Source organism: Furfurilactobacillus siliginis (genome assembly GCF_001437435.1).
GTDB classification, from domain to species: Bacteria; Bacillota; Bacilli; order Lactobacillales; family Lactobacillaceae; genus Furfurilactobacillus; species Furfurilactobacillus siliginis.
The window spans coordinates 148,973-171,051 of sequence record NZ_JQCB01000001.1; the positions used below are offsets into that span (position 1 = coordinate 148,973).

Consider the following 22,079-nt stretch of genomic DNA (forward strand, 5'->3'; position numbering starts at 1 on the left):
TCTGCACAGCGACTTGACTTTTGGCCCACGTTTTCGCTATTTAAGCTCGTAATTCAAAAAGAAGTGTTTAGGACAAAATGACTTATGTCCCAAACACTCTCTTCTTACCACAAATATTCTACCGGGTTCTTAATGTACTTACTGTAGACATCCTGCACAATTGCCATTTGTGCTTCCGTCAATGCTGGTGCATCGGCAGCATCAACATTTCTGGCAATTTGACTGGCCTTTGAGGCACCAGGAATCACCGTGGAAACTGCGTCAAACATCAAGATCCACCGCAGTGCCGTTTGAGCTAAATTATCCGTCCCCAAACGCGCTTTCAGTTCATCGGCAGCTTTCACACCGGTTAAGTAATCAACTCCGGAGAAGGTTTCACCCTTATCAAAGGCAGAGCCGTCACGGTTATATGATCGGTGATCATTTTTGCCAAATTCAGTATTGGCCGTGTACTTACCTGACAACAATCCAGATGCCAATGGTACCCGGGCTAATATTCCAACGTTTTGCACCTTAGCCAACTTAAAGAATAAATCGGCAGGCTTAAGCCGGAACATGTTAAAGATGATCTCAACTGTTGAAATATTGTAGTCCAATGCCTTGATGGCTTCTTCAATCTTTTCAACACTGACACCGTAGTTTTGAATCTTACCTGCTTGCTTCAACCGGTCTAATTCAAACCACACTTCCGGATTGTAGTACACGCCGGTTGGTGGACAATGCAACAGCACGTTATCCAAGCTGTCGACACCCATGTTCGTCAAACATTCATCCACGAATTTATCAATGTTAGCGGGTGTGTACCCCTCCGCAACATGTGGATCAAGCTTCCGACCAATTTTAGTCGAAACATGCACCTTATCTTCTTTACCTTTCAAAAACTGACCAATAGCTTTTTCGCTAGCACCATCTTGGTAAATATCAGCGGTATCAAAGAAGTTAACGCCGGCATCATAAGCTGCTTCTAACGTTTCCCGAGCATCCGTATCGCTGAACGGATCGCCCCACTTGCTGCCTAACTGCCAGGTCCCCAATGAGACTTCGCTGACCTTAAACCCAGTCTTACCTAATGTACGATATTGCATTTAATTGCCTCCAATATTAATAAACACTACTTGTTTGTTGCTCCTTAATCAGTATAGGTGCAATCCAACAAAACGAAAAGTACGCACCTTAAGGTTACCGCAGCGTAGCTTTCATTAGTTTATTAATACAAATTCAATAACGAAATTAATATGTGACGGCGTTAATCAAATCTTCATGTAAATGCCCAGAACGCTGGTTTCTAAATCCGTATACTGAACAAGTAGTCGGCACCCGACCATCGTAAATTCGATGAAAGGGGCGTATCATGATGATACAAAATTTTTTACTTCCACTTATTGTGGGCGTATTGCTCAAACTTTTTGAACAATGGCTAGACGATCACAATAACTCAAAATAGCTGACTACCACTAGCGCACCCGTTAAATTACATATTTTTCGAAAAAACAACCCCCTTGCTAGTCACATCTAGCAAGGGGGTTGGTGCGTTCGTGATGATACAAAATTTTTATACTTTTATCCTATCATCTTCACCCAAATTGAGCAATCTTTCTTATCCGAATGCACCTAAGCAATCTATTATGCCTGTGTTTGACCCCGTCATATCCCCCGTGCTAAGCTATTATCAATCAAAACAAATTATAACTACCGCCGGGTAAAGCGCCATTACTCGTCCCTCAGGCTTTATGGGACGAGTAATGGCGCTTTTAACATAAAGGAGGACATTTTTATGTCATGGGTTTATTTAGTTATTGCCGGAATCTTTGAAGTTGTCTGGGCAACATTTATGAAATTGAGTGATGGCTTTTCTAAGCTTGGTTACACCAGCCTAACCATCGTCGGTATGCTCATCAGCTTCGTCTGTTTAGCTGAGGCGACGCATCGCTTACCGATGAGCATCGCCTATCCAATCTGGACCGGAATCGGCGCCATTGGTAGTGTCCTCCTTGGTGTCTGGTTCTTCGGCGACAAATTAAGTCCGATCACATGGTTTTTCGTAGCCTTACTATTAATCGGCATCATCGGGATTAAAATGACCAGTCACTAGTCAAAAGTCCTTCTGCTTGGCGACTGTCAGCGCGTCGTCTACAATACTGGCAGGAGGAACAAATCATGCGTAAATCAATGTGGGTGAGTCTTTTGGCGGTGTTATTGGTGCTAAGTGGTTTACTTAGCTATCACGCCTTTGCGACCACCCGGTCAACTAAAAAATATCATTATTCAGACATCCCCACCCTTTACCTACATGGTTATGGTGGCGGACGCTCTTCTGCTGACAATATGATTGCCGCGGCAGAAAAAAGTGGTGCTGCTAAAAAGGTACTGACTGCTACCGTCAGCAAGTCTGGCAAAGTTAAACTGACCGGTCACTGGCAAACTGGCAAGGTCAATCCGCTGGTACAAGTGCTGTTTGAAAACAACCGGAATCCTAATTTCACCGAAGATGGTCAATGGCTGAAAAATGTTGTTGTAGCGCTTCAACAACGCTATCACATCAAACAATTTAACGTCGTCGCGCATTCGATGGGTAACATGGCGCTGATGCATTATATTTTGGACAATGGCCAAAACGACCAGTTGCCGAAACTGCAAAAGCAGGTCGATTTAGCCGGTCACTTTGCCGGTATCATCGGTATGGATGATAAGCCTAATCAAAATCACCTACTCGCCAACGGGCGCCCCGCCATCATCAATAAGTCTTACCAAGATTTGTTAGATAAACGTGACCAATACCCGAATCAGCAAATTAGCGTTATGAATATTTACGGCAATTTGGAAGATGGCACAAATTCTGATGAACGGGTCAGCAATGTGTCCTCACGCTCGTTGAAATATCTGTTGGGTGATCGGCCTAAGCATTATGAAGAACACATGATCAAAGGACCGGATGGTCAGCACAGCAAGTTACACAACAATGCGCAGGTCGATAAACTCGTCATCAACTTCCTGTGGGGAAATCAACACTAGCAAGCATGATTACGCCCCATTTTTAACACGAGCATGTATATTAACAGTGTTATTTAGAGGAGGAATGCGTAATGGCAACTAGTGAACGTCCTGCCATAACCGTTGTTGTGACAATTTTTAACTTAGGTAATTACTTACTCGACTGTTTGAAAAGTTTACACGCTCAGACACTAACTAATTTTGAAGCGCTACTCGTTGATGATCATTCAACTGATGGGTCAGATCATGTTATCGATGATTGGGCCGCAAATGATGCGCGCTTTACCGCTATTCATTTGCCGTCTCACAGCGGCGTCTCAGTTGCCCGTAATTATGGGTTGGATCACGCGTCTGCTGATCTGATTTGTTTTGTCGATGGCGACGATACACTGGAACCTACTTATTTAGCAACGTTTGTCGACGGCATGGCGGATCACCATGTCGATCTCGTCACCGTTGGCTATCGCTGGGGCGGCTGGAGTCGCGGTGCTGTAGCTGGTCTTCATGGCTGGCAGGAAATTAGCCAGGACGATATGTTGGCTCAAGCCACCGCACACGGCACCCAAATTGGTGGTTACACGTGGAACAAAGTCTTTCGTATGAGTGTCATCAGCCGTTTACGGCTGCGGTTCAACACACATTTACAACTTGCTGAAGATTTATTGTTCACTGCCGATTATGTCGCCGGCGCTAAAAAGTTTATGTTTAATCCGGTCGCTTTATACGACAAAGTCAGCCGACCAAATAGCACAATTCATACTGCTACACGCAGCATGCGACGTATCGAGATGGAAGTTAACGATCACATCGAACAGCTCAGAAGTAACGACTAATCTAAAGAGTTTGATTTACAAATTTAAATAGTGAAAAAGTGGGATAAAAGTCAAGTCGCTGTGCAGACTACGAACTACCTACCAGGTTGAAACTCAGCCCGTACGGCAGTCCTAGGTCTTACTCACGACTTCTCGACTTTTATCCCACTCTCTTTTTTCACTTATTTGCGCTACCATTAGCGTACTAACCCACGGTAAAGGAGGTCCGCATGCATGTCGTTAACCATCAATTCCATGACACCTGCAGGCTACCAACAGATCAAAGACCAAATTCGTCAATTGGAGTTGGATCGTCCAGGACGAATCAAACAGCTACAAGAAGCCCGCGCATTAGGCGATTTATCGGAAAATGCGGAGTATAGTGCAGCTAAACGCGACTTACGACATTTAGAAAGCCGTTTGCGCTATTTGAACAAACTCCTCCAGTATGCTGAAGTGCAGGAACCAACGACATCTGCAATTGTTGATCTCGGAAAATTCGTTACCATTCGCTTCGCAGAAGACGATATGGATACATATCAAATCGTCGGTAAATTTGAAGCCGACTTAGCAGCTAGTAAGTTATCCTTTGATTCACCGCTAGGCCGGGCGGTATTGGCGCATTCGGTTGGCGATACAGTAACTGTAGATGCGCCTAATGGCGCTTATGACGTCACAATAACCGCAATTATTAGTGACCCACGTATCTTATAAAAATGGCTAATTACGCTTCTCGGTAGATTTGCGTTAAACGATCCAATAGAATTCTTAACATTTTGGAAGTTACATGCCCAATAATTTCGCCATGCCCGCTGTCATAATCATACGTTGGTACCTGCCAGGTATTTTTAGAATCTTGCCCGACCCAGCGCATGTTGTGCAGCCAAGTTCAACAAGCTCCATTGCCGGTCAAAACCAGGTTGGAAGAAGAAGTCACTTTCTTCTAAATCTTCCAACGTCAATTTCTGGGCAACAGCGAGTGCTAAAACATTGCCTTCAGCAGTGATATCGTACTTCGATAATACTGCCCCACCAAGAATTTGGTGTGTTTGTGGTGCAAACGTTAAGCTGACGTACACATCAGTATTACCAAAATGTTCTGGAACATAAGCAGGCCGCAATGTATCTTCATAGAAGCTGGTAGCAACGGTGATGTCGACACGATCAGCAGTGAACGTGTTTAATCCAGCCGCAGCAAAATGATAATCGAATACGCTCAGTGCTGAGGCACCCACGACACCTTTAAATGGTTTTGCGGGTGTCTTTTCAAATAGGTGGTTAACGACATATTGCGCTTCCCGCCGAGCAGTTGTTGCCAAAGCAATCGGCATTGGTTTGCCTGCTGGAATGGACAATGGCAGAATTGCATCCCCAATGGCAAACACATCTGGTAAGTTCGTTTGCAAATAGGCATTGGTGTCGATGAAACCACGGTCCGTTAAATCAACAACGCCTTTCAGCCATTCCGTATTTGGTCGTACACCGGCAGCTGAGATCACGAGGTCAGCTGGATATGATTGGTCAGCAGTCTTTACCGCGCTCACATCGCCGTCACCTTCAAAGGCTTCAATGTGCGCACCCATAGCAAGTTCAATGCCACGATCCGTTAATTCCTTACCTAAGATATCCGTAAATTCACTGTTCAAGTAATTGCCCAGTGGTCGATCGATGATGTCTAATAACGTGACATGCTTACCAACTTTAGCAAAGACTTCAGCCGCTTCAATTCCGATGTAACCAGCGCCGATAACAGCAACGTTCTTGATACTGTCATCAGTTAAGGCTGCCTTGATTTTGGAAGCCCAACCGTAGCCACGCATTTCGTACACATGGCCTAAGTCATTTCCAGGTACTGGCAAAGTCGTTGGTGTCACTCCAGAACTTAAAATCAATTTATCGTAAGGTACCTGCTGGGTTTGCCCAGAAGTCACATCTTTAACGGTTACTTCCTTTTTATCAGCATCAATAGCCGTGACTTCATGATTACTGATGACATGGCCGCCCTTGGCTTCAACATCTTCTGGGCGGAAGTTGCGGACATCATCTTGGTTTGTAACTTGGTCTTCCAGGAATAATTGCATCCCACAGGACATGAATGAGACAAAGTCACCAGCTTCAAAGATCGTTACATCAACGTTGCTATACTTGTCTAATGCCTCAATAGCAGATTCATGACCACCATGCGATGCACCAACAATAACAATTTTTGTTTTTTCCACGATTCTCAGCCTCCATGTTTTTATTTAGTTTAGAATAGTTCTAACTAACCAACACATTTACCATAAGACCATAACAGCCTAAATGCAAGAATGAATTTTAAGAAAAAGTGTTCTCAAAGCAACTAGACCATTACCATCTAAGCTAACAAACCACAGTAACTACAGCGCTTTCGATTACTGCTTCAACTTACTGCATCATGTCAAAAAAAGCCATTAAACCGAATTATAAAAGCCACAAAAATTCCATCACAACAGGTAGACCAAAGTTAATCGCTTACTCACCAAGAATGCGCATTGCTTCCATAAAGTGTAAAATATCACTTAGTTATTTTTAAAAGTTCAATTAGCTAACGGCTAAGAAGGAGTGCACCTTACCAATGGTTCAAAAACGCGATTTGTCCGCCGAGAAAATCATTCGAACAACCATGACCCTCATTTCAGAACAAGGCCCTGATGCAGCAACCTTTAGTAACATTGCGACTGCGTTGTCGTGTAAAACGCAGGCCCTGTATTTCTACTTTAAGAACCGTAATGACCTGCTCACCGCGGTCAGCCATGAATTTTTTCGTGAAATCAACAACACCGTTCAGGAAAGCTGTGTCGGGCTGCATGGTCGCGAAGCTGTGATTGCTTTGGCAACAGCAATGCGTGACTTTGGCCTCGCATCCGTGCCACTCGCAGTCACTGTGATGCGCGTTTCCGGAATCAGTAACGATCAGCTCGCGGCAAGCGAAACTAAGCATCTGTCTCAAATGTTGCAAACTTTCATCGCTGATTTCATAGATGATGATGATCCTGTTAAACGTTTATCACTTTCACGGGGTGTTCGTGCCTTAGTCGTTGGTGAAATTGTCAGTGAAAGTGTTGGGTGGTTTCGTAATCCCGTAATCCATCACGATGATAGCTTTCTTGATAACTTAAACCGTTTATTAGCCGACTAAAACAAAGGAGCCGTCATGCGTAAACATCGCTCATCTAAATTACTCGCTTTGGTGACCACGCTCGCATTCCTCGGACTCGGTTATTATTTCACCGGTCAGCCGCATGCCGCACCAATCACGCCCTCATTAACGCACGTACGTCACCACGTGCACCACATGATCAAAACGACTTTGGGTCAACCAGACACAAAACCAAATGGTGCATCTGTTCCTCGTGATGCCACTGACACACAGCTATTAGCGTTATCATTCGACATTACAAAATATCCTGAAAACTACGCTAACTTAGGCAAAGCCACACTAACTGACCTGCAAATTCATGATGCTTTGGAACACAATCATGAGCAAGCCTGGTATAGTGTTGACTCACTGGATGATCTTGGTCGCAGCGGTGCCGGTCAAGCACTGGTAACGTATGATTCTGTTTCAGCCACTGCTGCCATGAAACGACCACCCTTTTCGGAGACTGCTGATCCAACTGGCTTTCGCGGCAATAATCGGATTGCGCAGCTAATTGGCTATCGTGGTTACTTTTATAACCGCTCACATACCATCGCCTGGTCACTTGTTGGTAATTTAGGCGGTGGTGCCACCTCTAGTAATGCCATCATGCAACGCGATAACTTAACGACCGGTACTCGCGCGCAAAATGTCGGCACCAACGGTCGTAGTGAACAAACGGCTGGTGGCATGGCCTACGCTGAAACAAGTATTCGGGATTTTGTCCGTGCCCATCCCAATATCCCAGTTTATTACGTCGTGACACCGTTATATCAAGGAACCGAACTTGTTCCACGTGGAACGCACGTCCAAGCCGTTAGCGCGACAGATAATGGTGCAACTTTGAACATCAACGTTTACGTCTTTAATGCGCAAAACGGTGCTCAAATCGACTATGCAACCGGTGCGTGGTCACAATCATAAATTAGTTCATAAGTTCGTAGGAGAACCCATATGGAAAAGCTTAAAAATCGGCTTGACGCCTTCAGTGACGCCATTATTGCCATTATAATTACAATCATGGTACTGAATTTGCACACGGTGCTTACGGACTCGCCAGCAGCCTACTTAGCATTGGTAAAGGAAATTGGTATTTACCTCATCAGTTTCTTTTATGTAGCAAACATGTGGTACCAGCATGCCGCCGTTTTCAATGAAATTAAAACGATGAACTATCGAACCTTGATTCTCGATTTTGTTTTTTTATCCGCTTTATCACTAATGCCGTTGTTTACCGACATGATGGCAGCAAACACGACGCGCATAACGGTGGTCGCCTATGGCTTGCTATCGTTAATGGTCGGTGTTTTCTTCCGCTATTTAGTCAAAGCCATCGTGCACCTGCAATTCACCAGTAAAAAAGATATGGCGAAGGTCTACAGTAAAGTTTACGGCCCCAATAACCGCGTGCTCGCTGGCATCAACATTGTCACCGTGATCTTAGCTTATTTCAAACCAACCTGGGCCATTATCTTCTACCTGGCATACCCAATTTGGAACTTCCTCAGCAACAGTGATTACCGGCAGGAAATGTACGATGTCGAGCAATTAACGCCTGAACAGCGCGAACAATTTTTGGACTTCGACACCGCTGATCGCAAAGCCTTTCGTAAGCAGCAGGAGAAAATCAGTGAACTGGCGCAAGCTAACGCGAGTGTCACCGATGAGTCCGCTCCAGAAGAAACAACACCTGCTGTAGAGTCAACTACAACCGTCACGCCAGCGCCTGCTCCTAAAGCACCAAAAGAAAATCATCATCAGCCCAAGCCACGACGAAACAGCCCTTGGCAACAATGGCTTGATCAAAACGTTGATCCAAAAACGCAGCAACAAATCATGCAGGGGCGTACACGCTTAACACAGGAACAAAAGACCGAGTGGAACACATGGTTTCAAGACCAACGCCATGCTGAACGGCAGCAAGCCCATAAACGTAATAAGGAATACAAACAAGCCCGCAAAGATAGCCGACAAAATCATCATAACGATTAAACAGCAGAGAGCGAGCCAAAAAACGGGAAATCGTGAGCAAGACCTAGAACAGCGACTTGACTTTTGCCCCACATTTTCACTATTTAAGTTCATAAATCAAAAAGCAGTCTGGAACATAAGTAAATTATGTTTCCAGACTGCTTTACTTTACAAAAATTACGAAGGCGTGTTCCAAAAATCAAATCGCTGAGACAACTACGATTTCCTGACTTTTGGCACCCGATCCTTTTCTACTTCCTGTAACTCAACATCAGCCTTCACTCACATCAGGTATCACCTGTTGTGACCTTTCACGCCAACGTTTCAATCCTTCTAATAACAACGTTGGAATAACGATTGCCACCGCCACAATCAGCCACTCTACGCCGGTCAATCCCGTTAGGTCAAAGACCTGCTGCAACGTTGGTACCACAGCAATTGCCAGAATAATTCCGGCTGCAATCAGCAACGCAATATTTAATGACCGATTTGCTCGAATTGATTGTAGGGTCACCGGTTCACGTCGTTTGATTGGGTAAATATCGATCATCGATCCAATGGCGAGGACAACAAACAGCATCGTCGTGCCAACTAGCGCTTGATTATTCGTCAAGACAAATCGCCCTAAGGCGTAGACACCAAGTGTGAGCAACGTATAAATACCTGCGCGCCATGCCATTCGCTGACCCATGCCATCAGCAAAGATACTGCGATCATTTGGCACCGGTGGCCGTTTCATAACGCTCGCCTCACCTGGTTCACGCGCCAGGTAGAAACCAGGAATTCCGTCCGCGAGCACATTGATCAATAAGAGTTGCTCGGCAATCAAAGGTGCACCCCAACCCATCAGCACGCTTCCCAGCATCAAAAAGATTTGGGCAAAGTTCACGCCGACCAGGAATTCAACAGCCTTCAAAATATTCTGATAAATCGTCCGTCCTGATGAAACCGCGTCGATAATCGTTGCAAAGTTATCATCAGTCAGAATCATATCAGCCGCGCCCTTCGCCACTTCGGTTCCGGTAATCCCCATGGCAATTCCGACGTTTGCCGCCTTCAGCGCAGGCGCGTCATTTACACCGTCGCCGGTCATTGCAACAATTTGGCCACGCTGCTGCCATGCGTTCACAATCCGAATTTTATCCTCTGGTGACACACGGGCAAACACACTGATATCAACAACTTTTTCGCGTAGTGTCGTCTCATCCCACTGATCTAATTCAGCACCGGTGACGGCTAAATCACCACTTCGATAAATTCCAATCTGTTCAGCGATTGCCCGCGCAGTTTCTTTATGATCACCGGTAATCATCACCGGTTTGATACCCGCCGAACGTGCCTTTGCCACGGCTGCTGCCGCCTCCGGTCGCGGTGGATCAATTAGTCCAATAATACCGGCAAAGGTTAAGTCCTGCTCTAATTTCTCAATTTCTGCCGCAGGTCGTTCATCAAACAATCGGTAACCAACCGCTAAAATCCGTAGTGCTTGTCGTGCAAAATCATCATGCGCCTGCGTCAGGCGTTGTTTAAGCGAATTGTCCATCTGCAATGGTAAACGGTCCAAAGCACCTTTAACAATCAACAGATAGCGACCATCGTTCAATTTGTGCAACGTTGCCATCGATTTTGTATCTGAGGAAAATGGGCGCTCAGATAATCGCGGTGCATCTATTTCAAGCTGCCTACGCGACAGGTCATTTTGTTCTAGCAAACGTACAATTGCCAATTCAGTGGCATCCCCACTTGTCTGCTCACCCGCTGATGTCTGCGTGATGTTCGCATTCGTCGCCAAGCCAAAGTAACGCATCAATGTGTGACCATGCTCACTTAATGGTTGATTGCTGACGGTCTCAACTGCCCCCACTGGCGTCCACAGCTTTGTAATGGTCATCTTGTTTTGCGTTAAGGTACCAGTCTTATCCGAGGCAATCACATCGACACTACCAATCGTTTCTACCGCGCTAATCTGACGAATGATGGCGTGCTTTTTCGCCATCTTCTGCACACCAACTGCTAAACTGATTGTCACAATCACTGGCAACGTTTCTGGCACCGCCGCAACCGCTAGCGACACGCCCATCATTAAATTGTCAGCCAGCGACCCTAGTTGTTTGAACATACTCAATACAAAAATCAGTAAGCCACTCAGCACAGCAACACCTGTCAACGTTAGCGCTAATTTGCTGAGTCGTTTTTGTAGTAATGTTTGCTGCGGCTTGGTCTCATTTAATAAATCGGCAATTTCACCTAATTGTGTTTGCATACCAATGGCATCAACAAGCATAATACCCGATCCACGAGTCACCGCGGTTCCAGCAAAGACACGGGTTATTTCAACATCTTTCGCTGTACCGGTTGCCACTTTTTCCACCGCTTCACTTTCACCGGTCAGAATGGCTTCATCCACAGCTAACGCGGTCACTTGTTGAAGCACACCGTCTGCCGGGATTCGATCTCCAGCATTTAATAGCACAACATCGCCAACTGTAATTTCAGCGGCCGGCAATTCCTGTTCGACACCGTTGCGACGAACACGCGCCGTTGGTACACTCATTTCCTTCAATGCTGCTAAGGCACGTTCAGCACTGTGCTCTTGATACAATCCAATAGCCACATTCAATAACACAATGGCACCAATCACAATAGGCTTCGTCCAGCCACCATCCAGCGCAATTGCCATGTACGTGGATAATGCCACGGCAATCAATAAGATAATCGATGTCACTTCGGTCAATTGCCGAATCAGCTTATGCCAAAGGCTCGGTGGTTTCTGTTCATGCAACACGTTTTGGCCGTACCGGCGCTGCCGTTCCGTCACCGTTTGGGCTGTTAACCCCTTTTTTATATCGGTGATGTTTTCTGTTTGTGCAATCTGGTTCATCGCCTCAGTCCTTTCTAAAACTGGCTTCGGTGGAATCGATCGCGCAATCTACTTGATTAACACGACTTAGTTATTTAAGTGTAGCAAATCCAAATTCATTGGCGCAAAAATGCCGCCTAGCGTCAGAGGGCTGTGTCCCCCAAAATCAAGCCATTAGCAAGTTCGCTTTGCTCACCGTCGGGGCAACATTACGTCTTACCGCTCAAGGCTTTGCGAAGATTCTTCGCAGCCTTCGCTCTCGACATGATGTTGCCCCTCCATTGCTAATGGCTTGATTTTGGGGGAGTGCCTTTGACCGCTTTGCGGACAAAGGCACAAGTGCAGGTCTTGCCAAAGTAAACTTACTTCGCTTACTAAGCTTTCTGACACTAACATTTTATTGTTACTGCACAAAAAAATCGCCATCGTCCAGCCTACACAATGTTAGGTTGAACGATGGCGGTCACATATTTTTATAGATTTTACTTTAACGATTACTTAGCGCGAACCGTTTCAAAAAAGGCGTGTAAGCTGTCTAATTGGCTTAGCTGTCGGTTACACCGGTTGCTATCGCGGCAAATGTAATTACCAGACTTGGTGTAAGTACCATCGCCACCACTTTTGGTAATGGCCATAAACAGTGACACGTTGCCAATCGTCTGGCAAATGGCACAGACACCCTTTTGCACAGTCGGCTCAATGACACCGTAAGCACCTTGCAGTTGACCAGATTCATTTCGGATAACAACATATTTACGGCCCATCCCTGGGTCATTCCAACCAAGAAAACTATCATCGCGCAGATCCATCGTTTCCCATTCCGGCTGCTTCAGCTTCTTGACCTTCCGAAAGACCTTTTCCAATTGCTTACCAGTTGGTTGTTCAAACGGCACCACGTCATCTTTCAACGTTTGCAACGCTGGCTCGATTGTGACCCGGTTTGCTTTAACATCCAACATGGTTTGCATCAGTGCGGTCAGTGATGCTGGCTTATCAGCAACTAACGCATCAATGTGCTCTGTTGCGATGGCTTGCAGCGCATCAATCACGTCACGCCCATTCACACTGGAATAAGCACTGATCAGGTTCAAAACTTCTTTACGTATAAAACTATATTCATGTGGCAAAATTTTTGTATTCATCATTAAACTCCTTGATTTCAAGTTCCAACCAAGAGCACCTTGATGACATCATTTTGCGGTTGCAATCAAAGTGCTCCGTTATCCAACAGACCACTTTGCTGCAATTGACGCAGTAGTTTGCATCGTTGCATCACCTTCTTTAATTAGCGTAATTGGTACTTTACCATAGATTGCCCGCGTTACCAAATTACTTAATGACGGCGTAACTGATCAGCCACAAACAACCGGCAAAACCAACCGCACTGGCCACTAACCACCAACGTGTCGGATCAAGACATAAACCCACTAGCACCAAGCCGAAAAAGGCGAGCGTCAGCCAATCCGTGAGTGGAAATAATGGCATCGCAAAATTCTGGTTTTTGGCATGCGTGCGTCGATAAATCAAATGACACACGATCAAAACTAGCCACACGAAAATGAAGTTAATCGTAGAAACACTGGCGACAATGGTGAACACTTCATCAGGCAATACATAATTCAATCCCACCGTAATTAGTAAAACCACGGCTGAACTTAACATTGCCGTCTTAGGCACATTATATTTATTCACAACACCCATTCGTTTGGGCGCGCCACCCATATGTGCCAGAACAAACAGTGTCCGACTAGTACTGAATAACGCACTGTTGGCTGCCGATACAGCCGCAGTCAAAACCACAAAGTTAATCACACTCGCTGCGGCTTTGATACCTAGCCCACTGAACACCTGCACAAACGGGCTACTGGTGGTGCTCAATTGATTCCATGGATAGATAATCATCATGGCAAACAATGCCCCAACATAAAACAAAATCATCCGTAGCGGCAAGCTATTGATAGCTCGTGGCAATTCCTTCGCCGGGTTGGCAGTTTCACCAGCCGTTAGGCCAAGCATTTCAATACCAGTGAAAGCAAAAATTACCAGCGTAAACGAGGTTAGTAATCCATGCCAACCAGTCGCAAAAAAGCCGCCATGCTGCCATAAATTTTTTAATGAAGCCGTATGTCCATTTAACTGTAGACCACTTACTAATAGACCGACACCACAGGCAATTAACGCGATGATCGTAATTACTTTAATCATGGAAAACCAATATTCTAGCTCGCCAAAGGCGCCTACAGACAGAAGATTAATCCCGACCAACAAGCCAATGATTACTAATGGTGCGACCCATTGCGGCAAACTCGGGAACCAATAATGAAGATAAATTCCGGTCGCCGTTAAATCTGCCATCGCTAAACTCAACCAGCACAGCCAGTACAGCCACCCCACAACAAACCCGGCACGTTGTCCAAGGTACGTTTGTACAAATTCCAAAAAGGACGTCTTCTTTAAATCAGATAATAATAATTCGCCTAGTGCACGCATCATCAGATAACAGAAAAACCCACCAATAGCATATGCCAGTAAGATTGCCGGCCCGGCCTGATGAATCGCGCTACCGGCACCAAGAAATAAACCTGTGCCAATGGTGCCACCTAAGGCAATCATTTGAATGTGTCGATGTGTTAATTTTCGTGCCAGTTCTTCTTGTTCCGCCATAATCATTTCCTTTGTTAAACCGTTAAAGTTACATGCATAATACTTTATGCCAGCAAGCTGTCCACGTCCACCGGAAAATGCGTTCTAGCACAATCCTTTGCAGCCGCTGATGAAACACGTATACTAAAATTAATACTGTTACTCATTAATTAATGTTGAGGTAAGCACATGCTAAAAGTTACCGGATTAACCAAAAAGTTCGGGCCTAAACGTGGTGTAATCGACGAATCTTTTACCATTGAAGAGGGTCAAATCATGGGACTCATCGGACAAAACGGGGCGGGAAAAACCACCACGTTCCGAATGATTTTAAATCTATTACAGCCAGACCACGGTTCCGTAACTTGGAACGGGCATCATCTAAGTCCTGCCGATTACAACACGGTTGGCTTTCTACCTGAAGAACGTGGTTTGTACACGCGCATGACGATTCAAGAACAAGTCGTTTACTTTGCCGCATTGCGCGGCCAATCTGCTAAGGTTACCAAACAAAAGTTACCTGAATGGATGGAGAAATTTGCAGTTAAAGGAAAAGTCACCGATAAGATCAAAGACTTATCCAAGGGGAATCAGCAAAAGGTCCAATTAATTGCGACCTTAATTCATAATCCTAAATTAATTATCTTGGACGAGCCCTTCAGTGGCTTAGACCCAGTTAACGCGCAACTGCTTGAAGACAGCATTCTAGAAATGAAGACCAACGGTGCCAGCATCATTTTCTCATCGCATGACATGGCTAACGTTGAACGGGTCAGTGACACCTTGCTCATGCTACGTAATGGTGAAACTGTGCTGAATGGAACACCGCAACAAATTCGGGAGCAATTCGGCAACACACGCATTCGTTTGCGCTCACCGTTGACGTTTGAAGTCCTACAGCAATTTCCAGGCGTGACTGACGTTGAGAAACGCGGCAACGCCTATTACCTAACATTGGCTGACGAAGCAGCGGGTGTCCAAGTTTTTGAGGCCGCGACAGCCCAAGGCTACATTCCTGAATTTTCTCAGGAACCACCGTCGCTTGATGAAATTTTCCGGATTGAGGTAGGTGCTGACCATGAGTAAATTTAACGTAATCGTTCGCCAAGTAATCCGCAAAAATCTAAAATCACCCGCCTACATCTTTTCACTACTTTTACCGGTGATTTTAATTGCCGCCGTTGCCTTATTTGCCTTCATCAACAAGCAAACGAATCAGACGCCTAAAATGGCGATTGTCAGTGATAATCCAGCATTGCGAACTGCTTTAGTCGCTGCCCCAACCCACGGTGATTATAAAGTTGATAAAAAGATTGTCGATCATAAAACCGCCGAGAAAAAATTAGCTCACGAAAAATTAGACGGTTATCTTACCGTTACTACCCAGAACAACGAGTTCAAAGCGGTCTACCGACAACGAACTAACGCTAACTCTTTAGACACAGACACGCTGAAGAATAATTTTTCAACCTTAAAAATTCAGCAAACTGCACAACAACTTGGACTTAAGCCGGAACAATTAAAGCAATTATTTGCCCCTGCAACCTATCAAACACAAAACGTTGCTTACCGTAACGGGGTCGTTCACAAGCAAAAGTCCAATCAGCAAGGCGCCAACATTGCGATTGCTGTCGCCGTAACCTTCCTGATGTACATGTTCTTGATTCAGTATGCCAGCCTGATTGCACAGGAAACGGCGACTGAAAAAGGCTCGCACATTATGGAAATCCTGGTCAGCAGTGTTAGTCCCACGACTCAGTTCTTTGGCAAAATCACTGGGATGTTCTGCCTGATCATTTTACAAGTGGTCGTCGCATTAATCGCAGCTGGTCTGGGAATCAACTATCTGCATCAAAACGTCAGCTTCATCAAAGGCTTCTCGCTGGATCAGATTCAACCAGGCATGATTGGCCTGCTCGTTTCCTTCTTCATCGTCGGCATCATGTTATACACCGTGATGGCTGCGATGCTCGGCGCCTTAGTCACTCGCCAAGAACAAGTTGGTCAGGCACTGTCGCCATTGACCACGCTTGGTTTAGTCGCCTATGTGGTATCATTTATCGCCATGAACAGCAACAGTTTATTAATTCGGATCGGGTCATTTGTCCCATTCCTGTCACAAAGCTTAATGCCTGTTCGCTACGCTGTCGGCAACGCCTCAACGCTAGAAGCTTGGTTGGCAGTTGCCGTTGAGCTAGCAACGCTGATCGTTCTTGCTTTCATTGCAGTGCGTGTGTATCGCAACCATGTTTTAGATTATTCGCATAAACGTTGGTTTAGTAAAAAAGAAAAAGCATAGCATAGATAAAAAATAGTACCTGTAGACATGAAAAATGACGTCTACAGGTACTATTTTTTTACATTTAAACGACTTAAATTTCATCCAGGGCATCACTAATTGGTGTGTCACCCGTATACATCGTAATAACCTTGCCAATCGTATTTGGTTTCTCAAGCAGCGTTGCCAACACCGTTACAACATCTGGAATCGGATTAGCACCAGTGTCTTCAACATTGACCTTAATCTTGCCCGTTGCTGGCTGATCATCTTGCAGCAAACCAGGTTGTAAAATCGTGTAGTCCAAGTCAGAATGATCAATCAGCCATTCGTCAGCAAAGAACTTTGCGATGTTGTAATCGGTAATCTTTGCCAAGAAAGCTGTATTCCACTTTTCTGGCCGCGTCGCAAATAGTGAACTCAATAAGACAAAACGTTTGATACCATTTTGCTTGGCTGCTTTACCCGCTTGAACCACACCGAACGCATCCGTTTGTAGCAAGTCCTTGCTGCGTGAACCAGCCACGAAATAAACGGCGTCAACATCCCCTAATTGCTTGGCTTGTTCATCCACGCTGGCATGTAGATCATATGCAACCACATGAATATCGGTTCCAGCGAACTGATCAGCAACATGATGAACCCCAGCAAAAACTTCATGTCCATCTGCTGCTAATTTAGTTGCTAATGCTGTTCCGACACGACCACCTGCACCAATAATAAATACTTTCATAATAATTCCTCCTAGTGATTGCTCATTGTTGATTTCAAATTAATAAAGTAAGGCGCTAATACCGCCGGCAAACACTGATGAAAACGTGCAACTAATGTATCAATATCGCCTCGTAAACCCTGCTGAACCCACTCATAAACAATGTTATTAACAGCGTACACATAAAACTTTGCGGCAAATTTAATGTCATCTGAAATGGACCCTCGCTCAGTCGCCAAATACTTTTCCATTGCCATTAACGATACGCCACAATAAATCCGCTTAAACATGTATTCATTCTGATTACTCAGCAAGTCTTTATAGAAATTTTGATGCTGCACAATGCTTTCCAGCACTGCATTATTTGCGGCGTCTAATCCATCAGTACCTAGTATTGCTGAATAAGATGAAAATAGTAGCGTATGCAAGGTTGCCTCAATCAATGCATACTTATCATCAAAATAATAATAGTAAGTCTCTCGTTCCAAACCAACTTCATTCATTAACTGCACGACAGATATTTTTGCTACTGAACGCGTTTCCGTTAGCCGTAAAAACGTTTGAACGATTTGTTGTCTGGTATCATCTGCCATCTGGTTGCTCCTGTCACCATACAGTCATCTGCGATTGTATGTATTCAAATCACTAAACGCCCAGTAAGCTGGTTGCACAGTAACTTACTTTTATTTAGTTGCCTACATTATACAATCAATCCACTATTCATTACCATTGAGGAGGTTTCACGTGAAACTACATGATGCACTTTATACACGTAGATCCATTCGCCACTTTACCGATGAACAAATCGAGCCGGAAACGTTAACCGAAATCATTCATGACGCTCAACGCGCTCCGTCTTGGGCAAACTCACAGCCCTGGCATGTTGTTATCGCAACCGGTAAAACACTTGCCACCATCAAACAGCAGCACCGCCAACTTGCTCAAGCTGGTCGTGGTGGGAACGCCGAACTAGACGTTATGCACCGTAATGATTGGTCAGCCTTTGCACAGCAAAACATGCAAGACTGGAATCAACAGGTCATGCAAAACTTGGCATCTGATCCCGCCGGTCGCAGCACTTTTCTGTATGCACAACAAAGTCTATTCGACGCTGCTGCCATTGTCTATTTACTCTTACCGACAAACGCGACTGGCTGGTCATTATATGACCTTGGCGCCTTTGGACAGACCTTAATGTTGAGTGCAACGGATCATGACGTACAATCCATTCCAGCCTACGAGCTTGTCCGGTACCCAGATTTATTACATCAGGAATTAAAAGTACCTCAGTCAGAAATGTTTGCGATGGGGATTGCCCTCGGATATGCCGCGGAGACACAACTAAACAAATTGGTGACTGACCGGGTTGCAACAAGCGATGTCTTAACGATTTTAGATTAATGCTTTCAGCACACATTTTGGTCGTTTAAATTCATAAAAGTAAAATTGAGAGTTTGGGACATACGATATTGTCCTAAACTCTCTTTTAATTTACGAATTTAAAATAGTAGAAAACGTGGGCCAAAGGTCAAGTCGCTGTGCAGACTACAAACTACCTACCGGGTTGAAGCCCAACCCTACGGCAGTTCTAGGTCTTGCTCACGACTTCCCGACTTTTGTCCCACTCTCTCGATTTTGGGATTCAAGTAGTTATATCAGCGGTAACGCCAACAACGTATCCGCGTTCGTTAATACAAGCTGTAATAACACCCGCAACGGCTCTGGTAACACGTCATCTTGACGATGGGCCACGCACAACTCTAAGCTCAGCATCGCTTCAGGAAATACCAATACGTTGACTTTTGCATTTTCTGGCAGCCGACTAAGTGCGTTTGGACTCGTAATTGTCGTCCCCAAACCGCTGGCAGCTAAGTTGATTGCAATTCGCGAATCGCTGGCCTCGATGCGTTTGTTGACACGAATACCATTGTCTTGCAGGGCATGGTCAACTGCCTCTTGAAAAGTGGACTCGTTACCGATTCCAATAAATGGTTCGCCATTCAATGCGTTCATCATTTCGTCAGTCAGTGGTCGCACAATGGGTCCTGTATGGTAAAGCGGCGAGTTCTTTGGAACGAGTAACGCTAGCGGTAATGTTCCTAGTTTTTGTGTGGCCACCCGCTCATCATAAAAACGTTTGCCGATGAACATGTCTAGTTGCCCGTCCACTAGCATACTAGCGGCTTTGCTAGTCGTTACCTCAGCCACCGTTAAATGTACTTGGGGAAACTTTTCATAGAATAACTCAAGCAAACGCGGCAACCAGCTCGCACCTAATGGCTGATTAATCCCAATCGAAATGGATCCCGCAGCATAATTCCCCAGCCGGTTCATCTCCGCCATCAAATTGCGTTGTACCTGTTGTTCACGTTGCAGGTAGGCAAGCAGTCGTTCACCCGCATATGTCAGGCGAATAGGTGTGGTGGCGCGATCCACCAATTGAACCTGATACTTTTTCTCGGCTGCACCGATTTGCCGACTCACATATGGCTGACTGACAAATAAACTTTGTGCAACAGCCGTAAACGTATCGTAGCGGCGTACTGCTGTCAGAAACTCCCCCAAACGTTCTTCCATCATGCCCTCCACAGTCATTTTCACCTATTATTACTCTTTTGTTATATCGATGCGAATTAATTGGTATTTCCCTTTTACTGTTAGCGATTTCATAATGACATTATAGACATTGCTCACTACTGATCATTACAGATGAAGGGATGATTCACATATGACGACAAACATTAAAGGGATCACTTGGGATACAACCTATGACGTTATCGTACTAGGTTTTGGTGGCGCAGGCGCAACGGCCGCTCGCTTTGCAGCAGATGCTGGTGCGAAAGTACTTTTAGCCGATGCCGCACCTAGCGGCCACGAAGGCGGGAACACCCGCTATGCTGCTCAATTAATTGGTACAGGTGACGATTTCGAAGGTGCTAAAAAGTACTATCAAGGACTAACTGCGCCAATGAAGCTTGACGAAACCATGATTGATACGTTTGTTCACGGCATGGTGGGCATGCGTGACTACGTGAAAACATACTTAGGTGTTGAGCCCGTGAGTTCAAAGCATGATTTAGCAAACTTACCAACGCCGATTCCAATTGAAGAAGCCATTTACGAATACCCTGAAATTGATGGCGTAAAGTCCTACGATTTCACGACTGTTCATAACGGTATCTTTGATGCTGCCCTTTGGCGTTTGCTTCGCGAAAAAGTCGTCGACCGAATGGACAAAATTGACGTTTGGTTCTCTTCACCTGCCCAACATTTGATTCAGGATCCCGACACCAATATGATCCTCGGTGTTCAAATAAAACATCACGGGAAAATTCAAAATATCCGCGCCAATAATGGCGTCGTCATGGCCATGGGCGGCTTTGAAAATAATCAGCAAGACGTACAAGATTACCTCGGTGCTGAACACGTCGCTGTGTTAGGTACTTTATACAATAAAGGTGACGGTCTTCGCATGGCACAAGAAGTCGGCGCGGACCTATGGCACATGAGTAACTATGAAGCACTTGGCTTTTTACATGGTATGGCATTTAAGCCTAAAGATGGCGAACGCGCTCGTTTACAATTGGCACCTGGTCAGAGTGTTTTCTCTGGTAGTGTAATCACAGTCGCTGACGATGGCAGCCGGTACTTTAAAGAAGATGAGTCCCAGCGTCACGGGCACATTTACGACCACGGTACTTGGCGCATCCCTCGAACCAACGTGCATCCCCACCTCGTCTTCGACCAAGCCCAATATGATCAGTTTATGGCTGCCGAAAAACTACCCGATCCCGATTTCAAAGCCAACTTAGTCCATGCAGCTTCAGTTGCGGAATTGGCTGCCTTGATTGATGCCAGCCCTGAAATCCTGCAAGCGACAATCAGCAACTTTAACCATTTTGCGACCGTTGGCACCGATTATGCTTTCAACCGAGCACCTGAAACAATGCGTACCTTTGATGAAGGCCCTTACTACGCCATTGAATTAACTAATGTCGTATTAAATACACAAGGTGGACCACGCCGAAATGCACACGCTGAAATTCTAGATACTAACCAACGTCCCATTCCTCACTTATATGGTGCAGGCGAACTAGGTGGTATTTCCACTAACCAGTATCAAGCCGGTGGGAACCTGGCTGAATGTTTAATCTTCGGAAAAATTGCTGGTGAGAATGCTGCTAAAGCAAAGGAACCAGGTGCTGCCACAGTCGTTCTAGATGCTATCAGTGGTGCTAGTCAACATGAAGTATCAACGGATAACGATCTGGCTGCGGAAGCTAGTTTAGCGGCAATTGAACTCACGGACAATCAATTCCTCGGTACTAGTGCAAATGGTATTGGTGGGCAAGTTGTCGTTCGGATCACGTATGCTGACAACCGCTTAGAAAACGTTGAAGTCATGAAAGAAAGCGAAACTGGTGAAGTCGGTGGTAAGGCCATGGAAACATTACCAGCTGCCATGGTGGCCGCCAATACTTATGATGTCGACGGTGTCAGTGGCGCCTCGGTTTCAAGTAATGCAATCAAAGATGCCGTGAAAGATGCCCTCAGTAAGGTACAGAACTAAGCTCATCAAAAAGAGCGAAACATAAGTCAAGTCGCCGTGCAGACCACGAACTACCTACCGGGTTAAAAACCATCCCGGACAG

20 protein-coding genes are annotated in these 22,079 nt (G+C 45.3%); 12 read left to right on the top strand and 8 right to left on the bottom strand.

What is annotated here, in order from left to right; translation table 11 throughout:
- Positions 1-104: 104 nt before the first annotated feature.
- On the bottom strand, positions 105-1,085 hold the full coding sequence (locus tag IV55_RS00635) for an aldo/keto reductase (RefSeq protein WP_057808474.1): 981 nt from the start codon (positions 1,083-1,085) through the stop codon (positions 105-107).
- 269 nt (positions 1,086-1,354) lie between these two features.
- Here IV55_RS00635 and IV55_RS10675 point away from each other — a divergent pair, with 269 nt between their 5' ends.
- The 5 genes from IV55_RS10675 to greA all read left to right on the top strand — a co-directional run bounded on the left by IV55_RS10675 (position 1,355) and on the right by greA (position 4,517).
- The gene (locus IV55_RS10675; RefSeq protein ID WP_225425859.1) at positions 1,355-1,444 is read left to right on the top strand and encodes a type I toxin-antitoxin system Fst family toxin; all 90 of its coding nucleotides are present in this window, start codon (positions 1,355-1,357) and stop codon (positions 1,442-1,444) included.
- A 330-nt stretch (positions 1,445-1,774) separates the two neighbouring features.
- A complete protein-coding gene (locus tag IV55_RS00640; protein WP_057808475.1) occupies positions 1,775-2,092 on the top strand; it encodes a DMT family transporter in 318 nt (105 codons plus the stop codon).
- Between the two features lie 65 nt (positions 2,093-2,157).
- Complete coding sequence (locus IV55_RS00645) at positions 2,158-3,012, top strand: alpha/beta hydrolase (protein WP_225425858.1); 855 nt, start codon at positions 2,158-2,160, stop codon at positions 3,010-3,012.
- Between the two features lie 71 nt (positions 3,013-3,083).
- A complete protein-coding gene (locus IV55_RS00650) occupies positions 3,084-3,824 on the top strand; it encodes a glycosyltransferase family 2 protein (protein WP_057808477.1) in 741 nt (246 codons plus the stop codon).
- A gap of 213 nt (positions 3,825-4,037) precedes the next feature.
- Positions 4,038-4,517, top strand: a complete 480-nt coding sequence (gene greA / locus IV55_RS00655) for a transcription elongation factor GreA (protein ID WP_057808478.1) — start codon at positions 4,038-4,040, stop codon at positions 4,515-4,517.
- A gap of 134 nt (positions 4,518-4,651) precedes the next feature.
- Here greA and IV55_RS00660 read toward each other — a convergent pair whose 3' ends face one another.
- Positions 4,652-6,022 (bottom strand): FAD-dependent oxidoreductase, encoded by a 1,371-nt coding sequence (locus IV55_RS00660; protein WP_057808479.1) that lies wholly within the window; start codon positions 6,020-6,022, stop codon positions 4,652-4,654.
- Positions 6,023-6,399: 377 nt separating this feature from the next.
- On the opposite strand from IV55_RS00660, the gene IV55_RS00665 reads away from it, so the two are divergent.
- Genes IV55_RS00665 through IV55_RS00675 form a run of 3 tightly spaced genes read left to right on the top strand, consistent with a single transcriptional unit; the run spans position 6,400 to position 8,955 of the window.
- Positions 6,400-6,963, top strand: coding sequence for a TetR/AcrR family transcriptional regulator (locus IV55_RS00665; protein ID WP_057808480.1), 564 nt, complete (start codon positions 6,400-6,402; stop codon positions 6,961-6,963).
- 15 nt (positions 6,964-6,978) lie between these two features.
- A complete protein-coding gene (locus IV55_RS00670; protein ID WP_057808481.1) occupies positions 6,979-7,887 on the top strand; it encodes a DNA/RNA non-specific endonuclease in 909 nt (302 codons plus the stop codon).
- Positions 7,888-7,917: 30 nt separating this feature from the next.
- Positions 7,918-8,955: a TMEM175 family protein gene (locus tag IV55_RS00675; protein WP_057808482.1), complete on the top strand. Its 1,038-nt coding sequence runs from the start codon at positions 7,918-7,920 to the stop codon at positions 8,953-8,955.
- A 250-nt stretch (positions 8,956-9,205) separates the two neighbouring features.
- Here IV55_RS00675 and IV55_RS00680 read toward each other — a convergent pair whose 3' ends face one another.
- The 3 genes from IV55_RS00680 to IV55_RS00690 form a co-directional block, all read right to left on the bottom strand.
- Complete coding sequence (locus IV55_RS00680) at positions 9,206-11,815, bottom strand: cation-translocating P-type ATPase (protein WP_057808483.1); 2,610 nt, start codon at positions 11,813-11,815, stop codon at positions 9,206-9,208.
- Positions 11,816-12,288: 473 nt separating this feature from the next.
- The gene (locus IV55_RS00685; RefSeq protein ID WP_057808484.1) at positions 12,289-12,936 is read right to left on the bottom strand and encodes a FusB/FusC family EF-G-binding protein; all 648 of its coding nucleotides are present in this window, start codon (positions 12,934-12,936) and stop codon (positions 12,289-12,291) included.
- Positions 12,937-13,123: 187 nt separating this feature from the next.
- Positions 13,124-14,458: an amino acid permease gene (locus tag IV55_RS00690; RefSeq protein WP_057808485.1), complete on the bottom strand. Its 1,335-nt coding sequence runs from the start codon at positions 14,456-14,458 to the stop codon at positions 13,124-13,126.
- A gap of 168 nt (positions 14,459-14,626) precedes the next feature.
- On the opposite strand from IV55_RS00690, the gene IV55_RS00695 reads away from it, so the two are divergent.
- Both IV55_RS00695 and IV55_RS00700 read left to right on the top strand, forming a co-directional pair.
- A complete protein-coding gene (locus IV55_RS00695; protein WP_057808486.1) occupies positions 14,627-15,523 on the top strand; it encodes an ABC transporter ATP-binding protein in 897 nt (298 codons plus the stop codon).
- Positions 15,516-16,736 carry an ABC transporter permease gene (locus IV55_RS00700; protein WP_057808487.1) on the top strand — a complete coding sequence of 407 codons (1,221 nt, stop codon included), beginning with the start codon at positions 15,516-15,518 and terminating at the stop codon, positions 16,734-16,736. Before IV55_RS00695 ends, IV55_RS00700 begins: the two co-directional genes overlap by 8 nt.
- 73 nt (positions 16,737-16,809) lie before the next feature.
- Here IV55_RS00700 and IV55_RS00705 read toward each other — a convergent pair whose 3' ends face one another.
- Positions 16,810-17,448, bottom strand: coding sequence for an NAD(P)H-binding protein (locus IV55_RS00705; protein ID WP_057808488.1), 639 nt, complete (start codon positions 17,446-17,448; stop codon positions 16,810-16,812).
- 11 nt (positions 17,449-17,459) lie between these two features.
- Positions 17,460-18,020, bottom strand: coding sequence for a TetR/AcrR family transcriptional regulator C-terminal domain-containing protein (locus tag IV55_RS00710; RefSeq protein WP_057808489.1), 561 nt, complete (start codon positions 18,018-18,020; stop codon positions 17,460-17,462).
- A gap of 151 nt (positions 18,021-18,171) precedes the next feature.
- Here IV55_RS00710 and IV55_RS00715 point away from each other — a divergent pair, with 151 nt between their 5' ends.
- Complete coding sequence (locus tag IV55_RS00715; RefSeq protein ID WP_057808490.1) at positions 18,172-18,828, top strand: nitroreductase; 657 nt, start codon at positions 18,172-18,174, stop codon at positions 18,826-18,828.
- A 249-nt stretch (positions 18,829-19,077) separates the two neighbouring features.
- Here IV55_RS00715 and IV55_RS00720 read toward each other — a convergent pair whose 3' ends face one another.
- Positions 19,078-20,007: a LysR family transcriptional regulator gene (locus IV55_RS00720; RefSeq protein ID WP_162260723.1), complete on the bottom strand. Its 930-nt coding sequence runs from the start codon at positions 20,005-20,007 to the stop codon at positions 19,078-19,080.
- 148 nt (positions 20,008-20,155) lie between these two features.
- Here IV55_RS00720 and IV55_RS00725 point away from each other — a divergent pair, with 148 nt between their 5' ends.
- Positions 20,156-21,997, top strand: a complete 1,842-nt coding sequence (locus tag IV55_RS00725; protein WP_057808492.1) for an FAD-binding protein — start codon at positions 20,156-20,158, stop codon at positions 21,995-21,997.
- Positions 21,998-22,079: the final 82 nt, after the last annotated feature.

Excerpts from the sequence above, each read along its gene's own strand:
- IV55_RS00650 (WP_057808477.1), top strand. The coding sequence starts at position 3,084 with ATGGCAACTAGTGAACGTCCTGCCATAACCGTTGTTGTGACAATTTTT.
- IV55_RS00665 (WP_057808480.1), top strand. The coding sequence starts at position 6,400 with ATGGTTCAAAAACGCGATTTGTCCGCCGAGAAAATCATTCGAACAACC.
- IV55_RS00645 (WP_225425858.1), top strand. The coding sequence starts at position 2,158 with ATGCGTAAATCAATGTGGGTGAGTCTTTTGGCGGTGTTATTGGTGCTA.
- IV55_RS00680 (WP_057808483.1), bottom strand. The coding sequence starts at position 11,815 with ATGAACCAGATTGCACAAACAGAAAACATCACCGATATAAAAAAGGGG.
- IV55_RS00675 (WP_057808482.1), top strand. The coding sequence starts at position 7,918 with ATGGAAAAGCTTAAAAATCGGCTTGACGCCTTCAGTGACGCCATTATT.
- IV55_RS00690 (WP_057808485.1), bottom strand. The coding sequence starts at position 14,458 with ATGGCGGAACAAGAAGAACTGGCACGAAAATTAACACATCGACACATT.
- IV55_RS00635 (WP_057808474.1), bottom strand. The coding sequence starts at position 1,085 with ATGCAATATCGTACATTAGGTAAGACTGGGTTTAAGGTCAGCGAAGTC.
- IV55_RS00720 (WP_162260723.1), bottom strand. The coding sequence starts at position 20,007 with ATGATGGAAGAACGTTTGGGGGAGTTTCTGACAGCAGTACGCCGCTAC.
- IV55_RS00640 (WP_057808475.1), top strand. The coding sequence starts at position 1,775 with ATGTCATGGGTTTATTTAGTTATTGCCGGAATCTTTGAAGTTGTCTGG.
- greA (WP_057808478.1), top strand. The coding sequence starts at position 4,038 with ATGTCGTTAACCATCAATTCCATGACACCTGCAGGCTACCAACAGATC.
- IV55_RS00695 (WP_057808486.1), top strand. The coding sequence starts at position 14,627 with ATGCTAAAAGTTACCGGATTAACCAAAAAGTTCGGGCCTAAACGTGGT.
- IV55_RS00685 (WP_057808484.1), bottom strand. The coding sequence starts at position 12,936 with ATGAATACAAAAATTTTGCCACATGAATATAGTTTTATACGTAAAGAA.
- IV55_RS00725 (WP_057808492.1), top strand. The coding sequence starts at position 20,156 with ATGACGACAAACATTAAAGGGATCACTTGGGATACAACCTATGACGTT.
- IV55_RS00700 (WP_057808487.1), top strand. The coding sequence starts at position 15,516 with ATGAGTAAATTTAACGTAATCGTTCGCCAAGTAATCCGCAAAAATCTA.
- IV55_RS00705 (WP_057808488.1), bottom strand. The coding sequence starts at position 17,448 with ATGAAAGTATTTATTATTGGTGCAGGTGGTCGTGTCGGAACAGCATTA.
- IV55_RS00710 (WP_057808489.1), bottom strand. The coding sequence starts at position 18,020 with ATGGCAGATGATACCAGACAACAAATCGTTCAAACGTTTTTACGGCTA.
- IV55_RS10675 (WP_225425859.1), top strand. The coding sequence starts at position 1,355 with ATGATACAAAATTTTTTACTTCCACTTATTGTGGGCGTATTGCTCAAA.
- IV55_RS00670 (WP_057808481.1), top strand. The coding sequence starts at position 6,979 with ATGCGTAAACATCGCTCATCTAAATTACTCGCTTTGGTGACCACGCTC.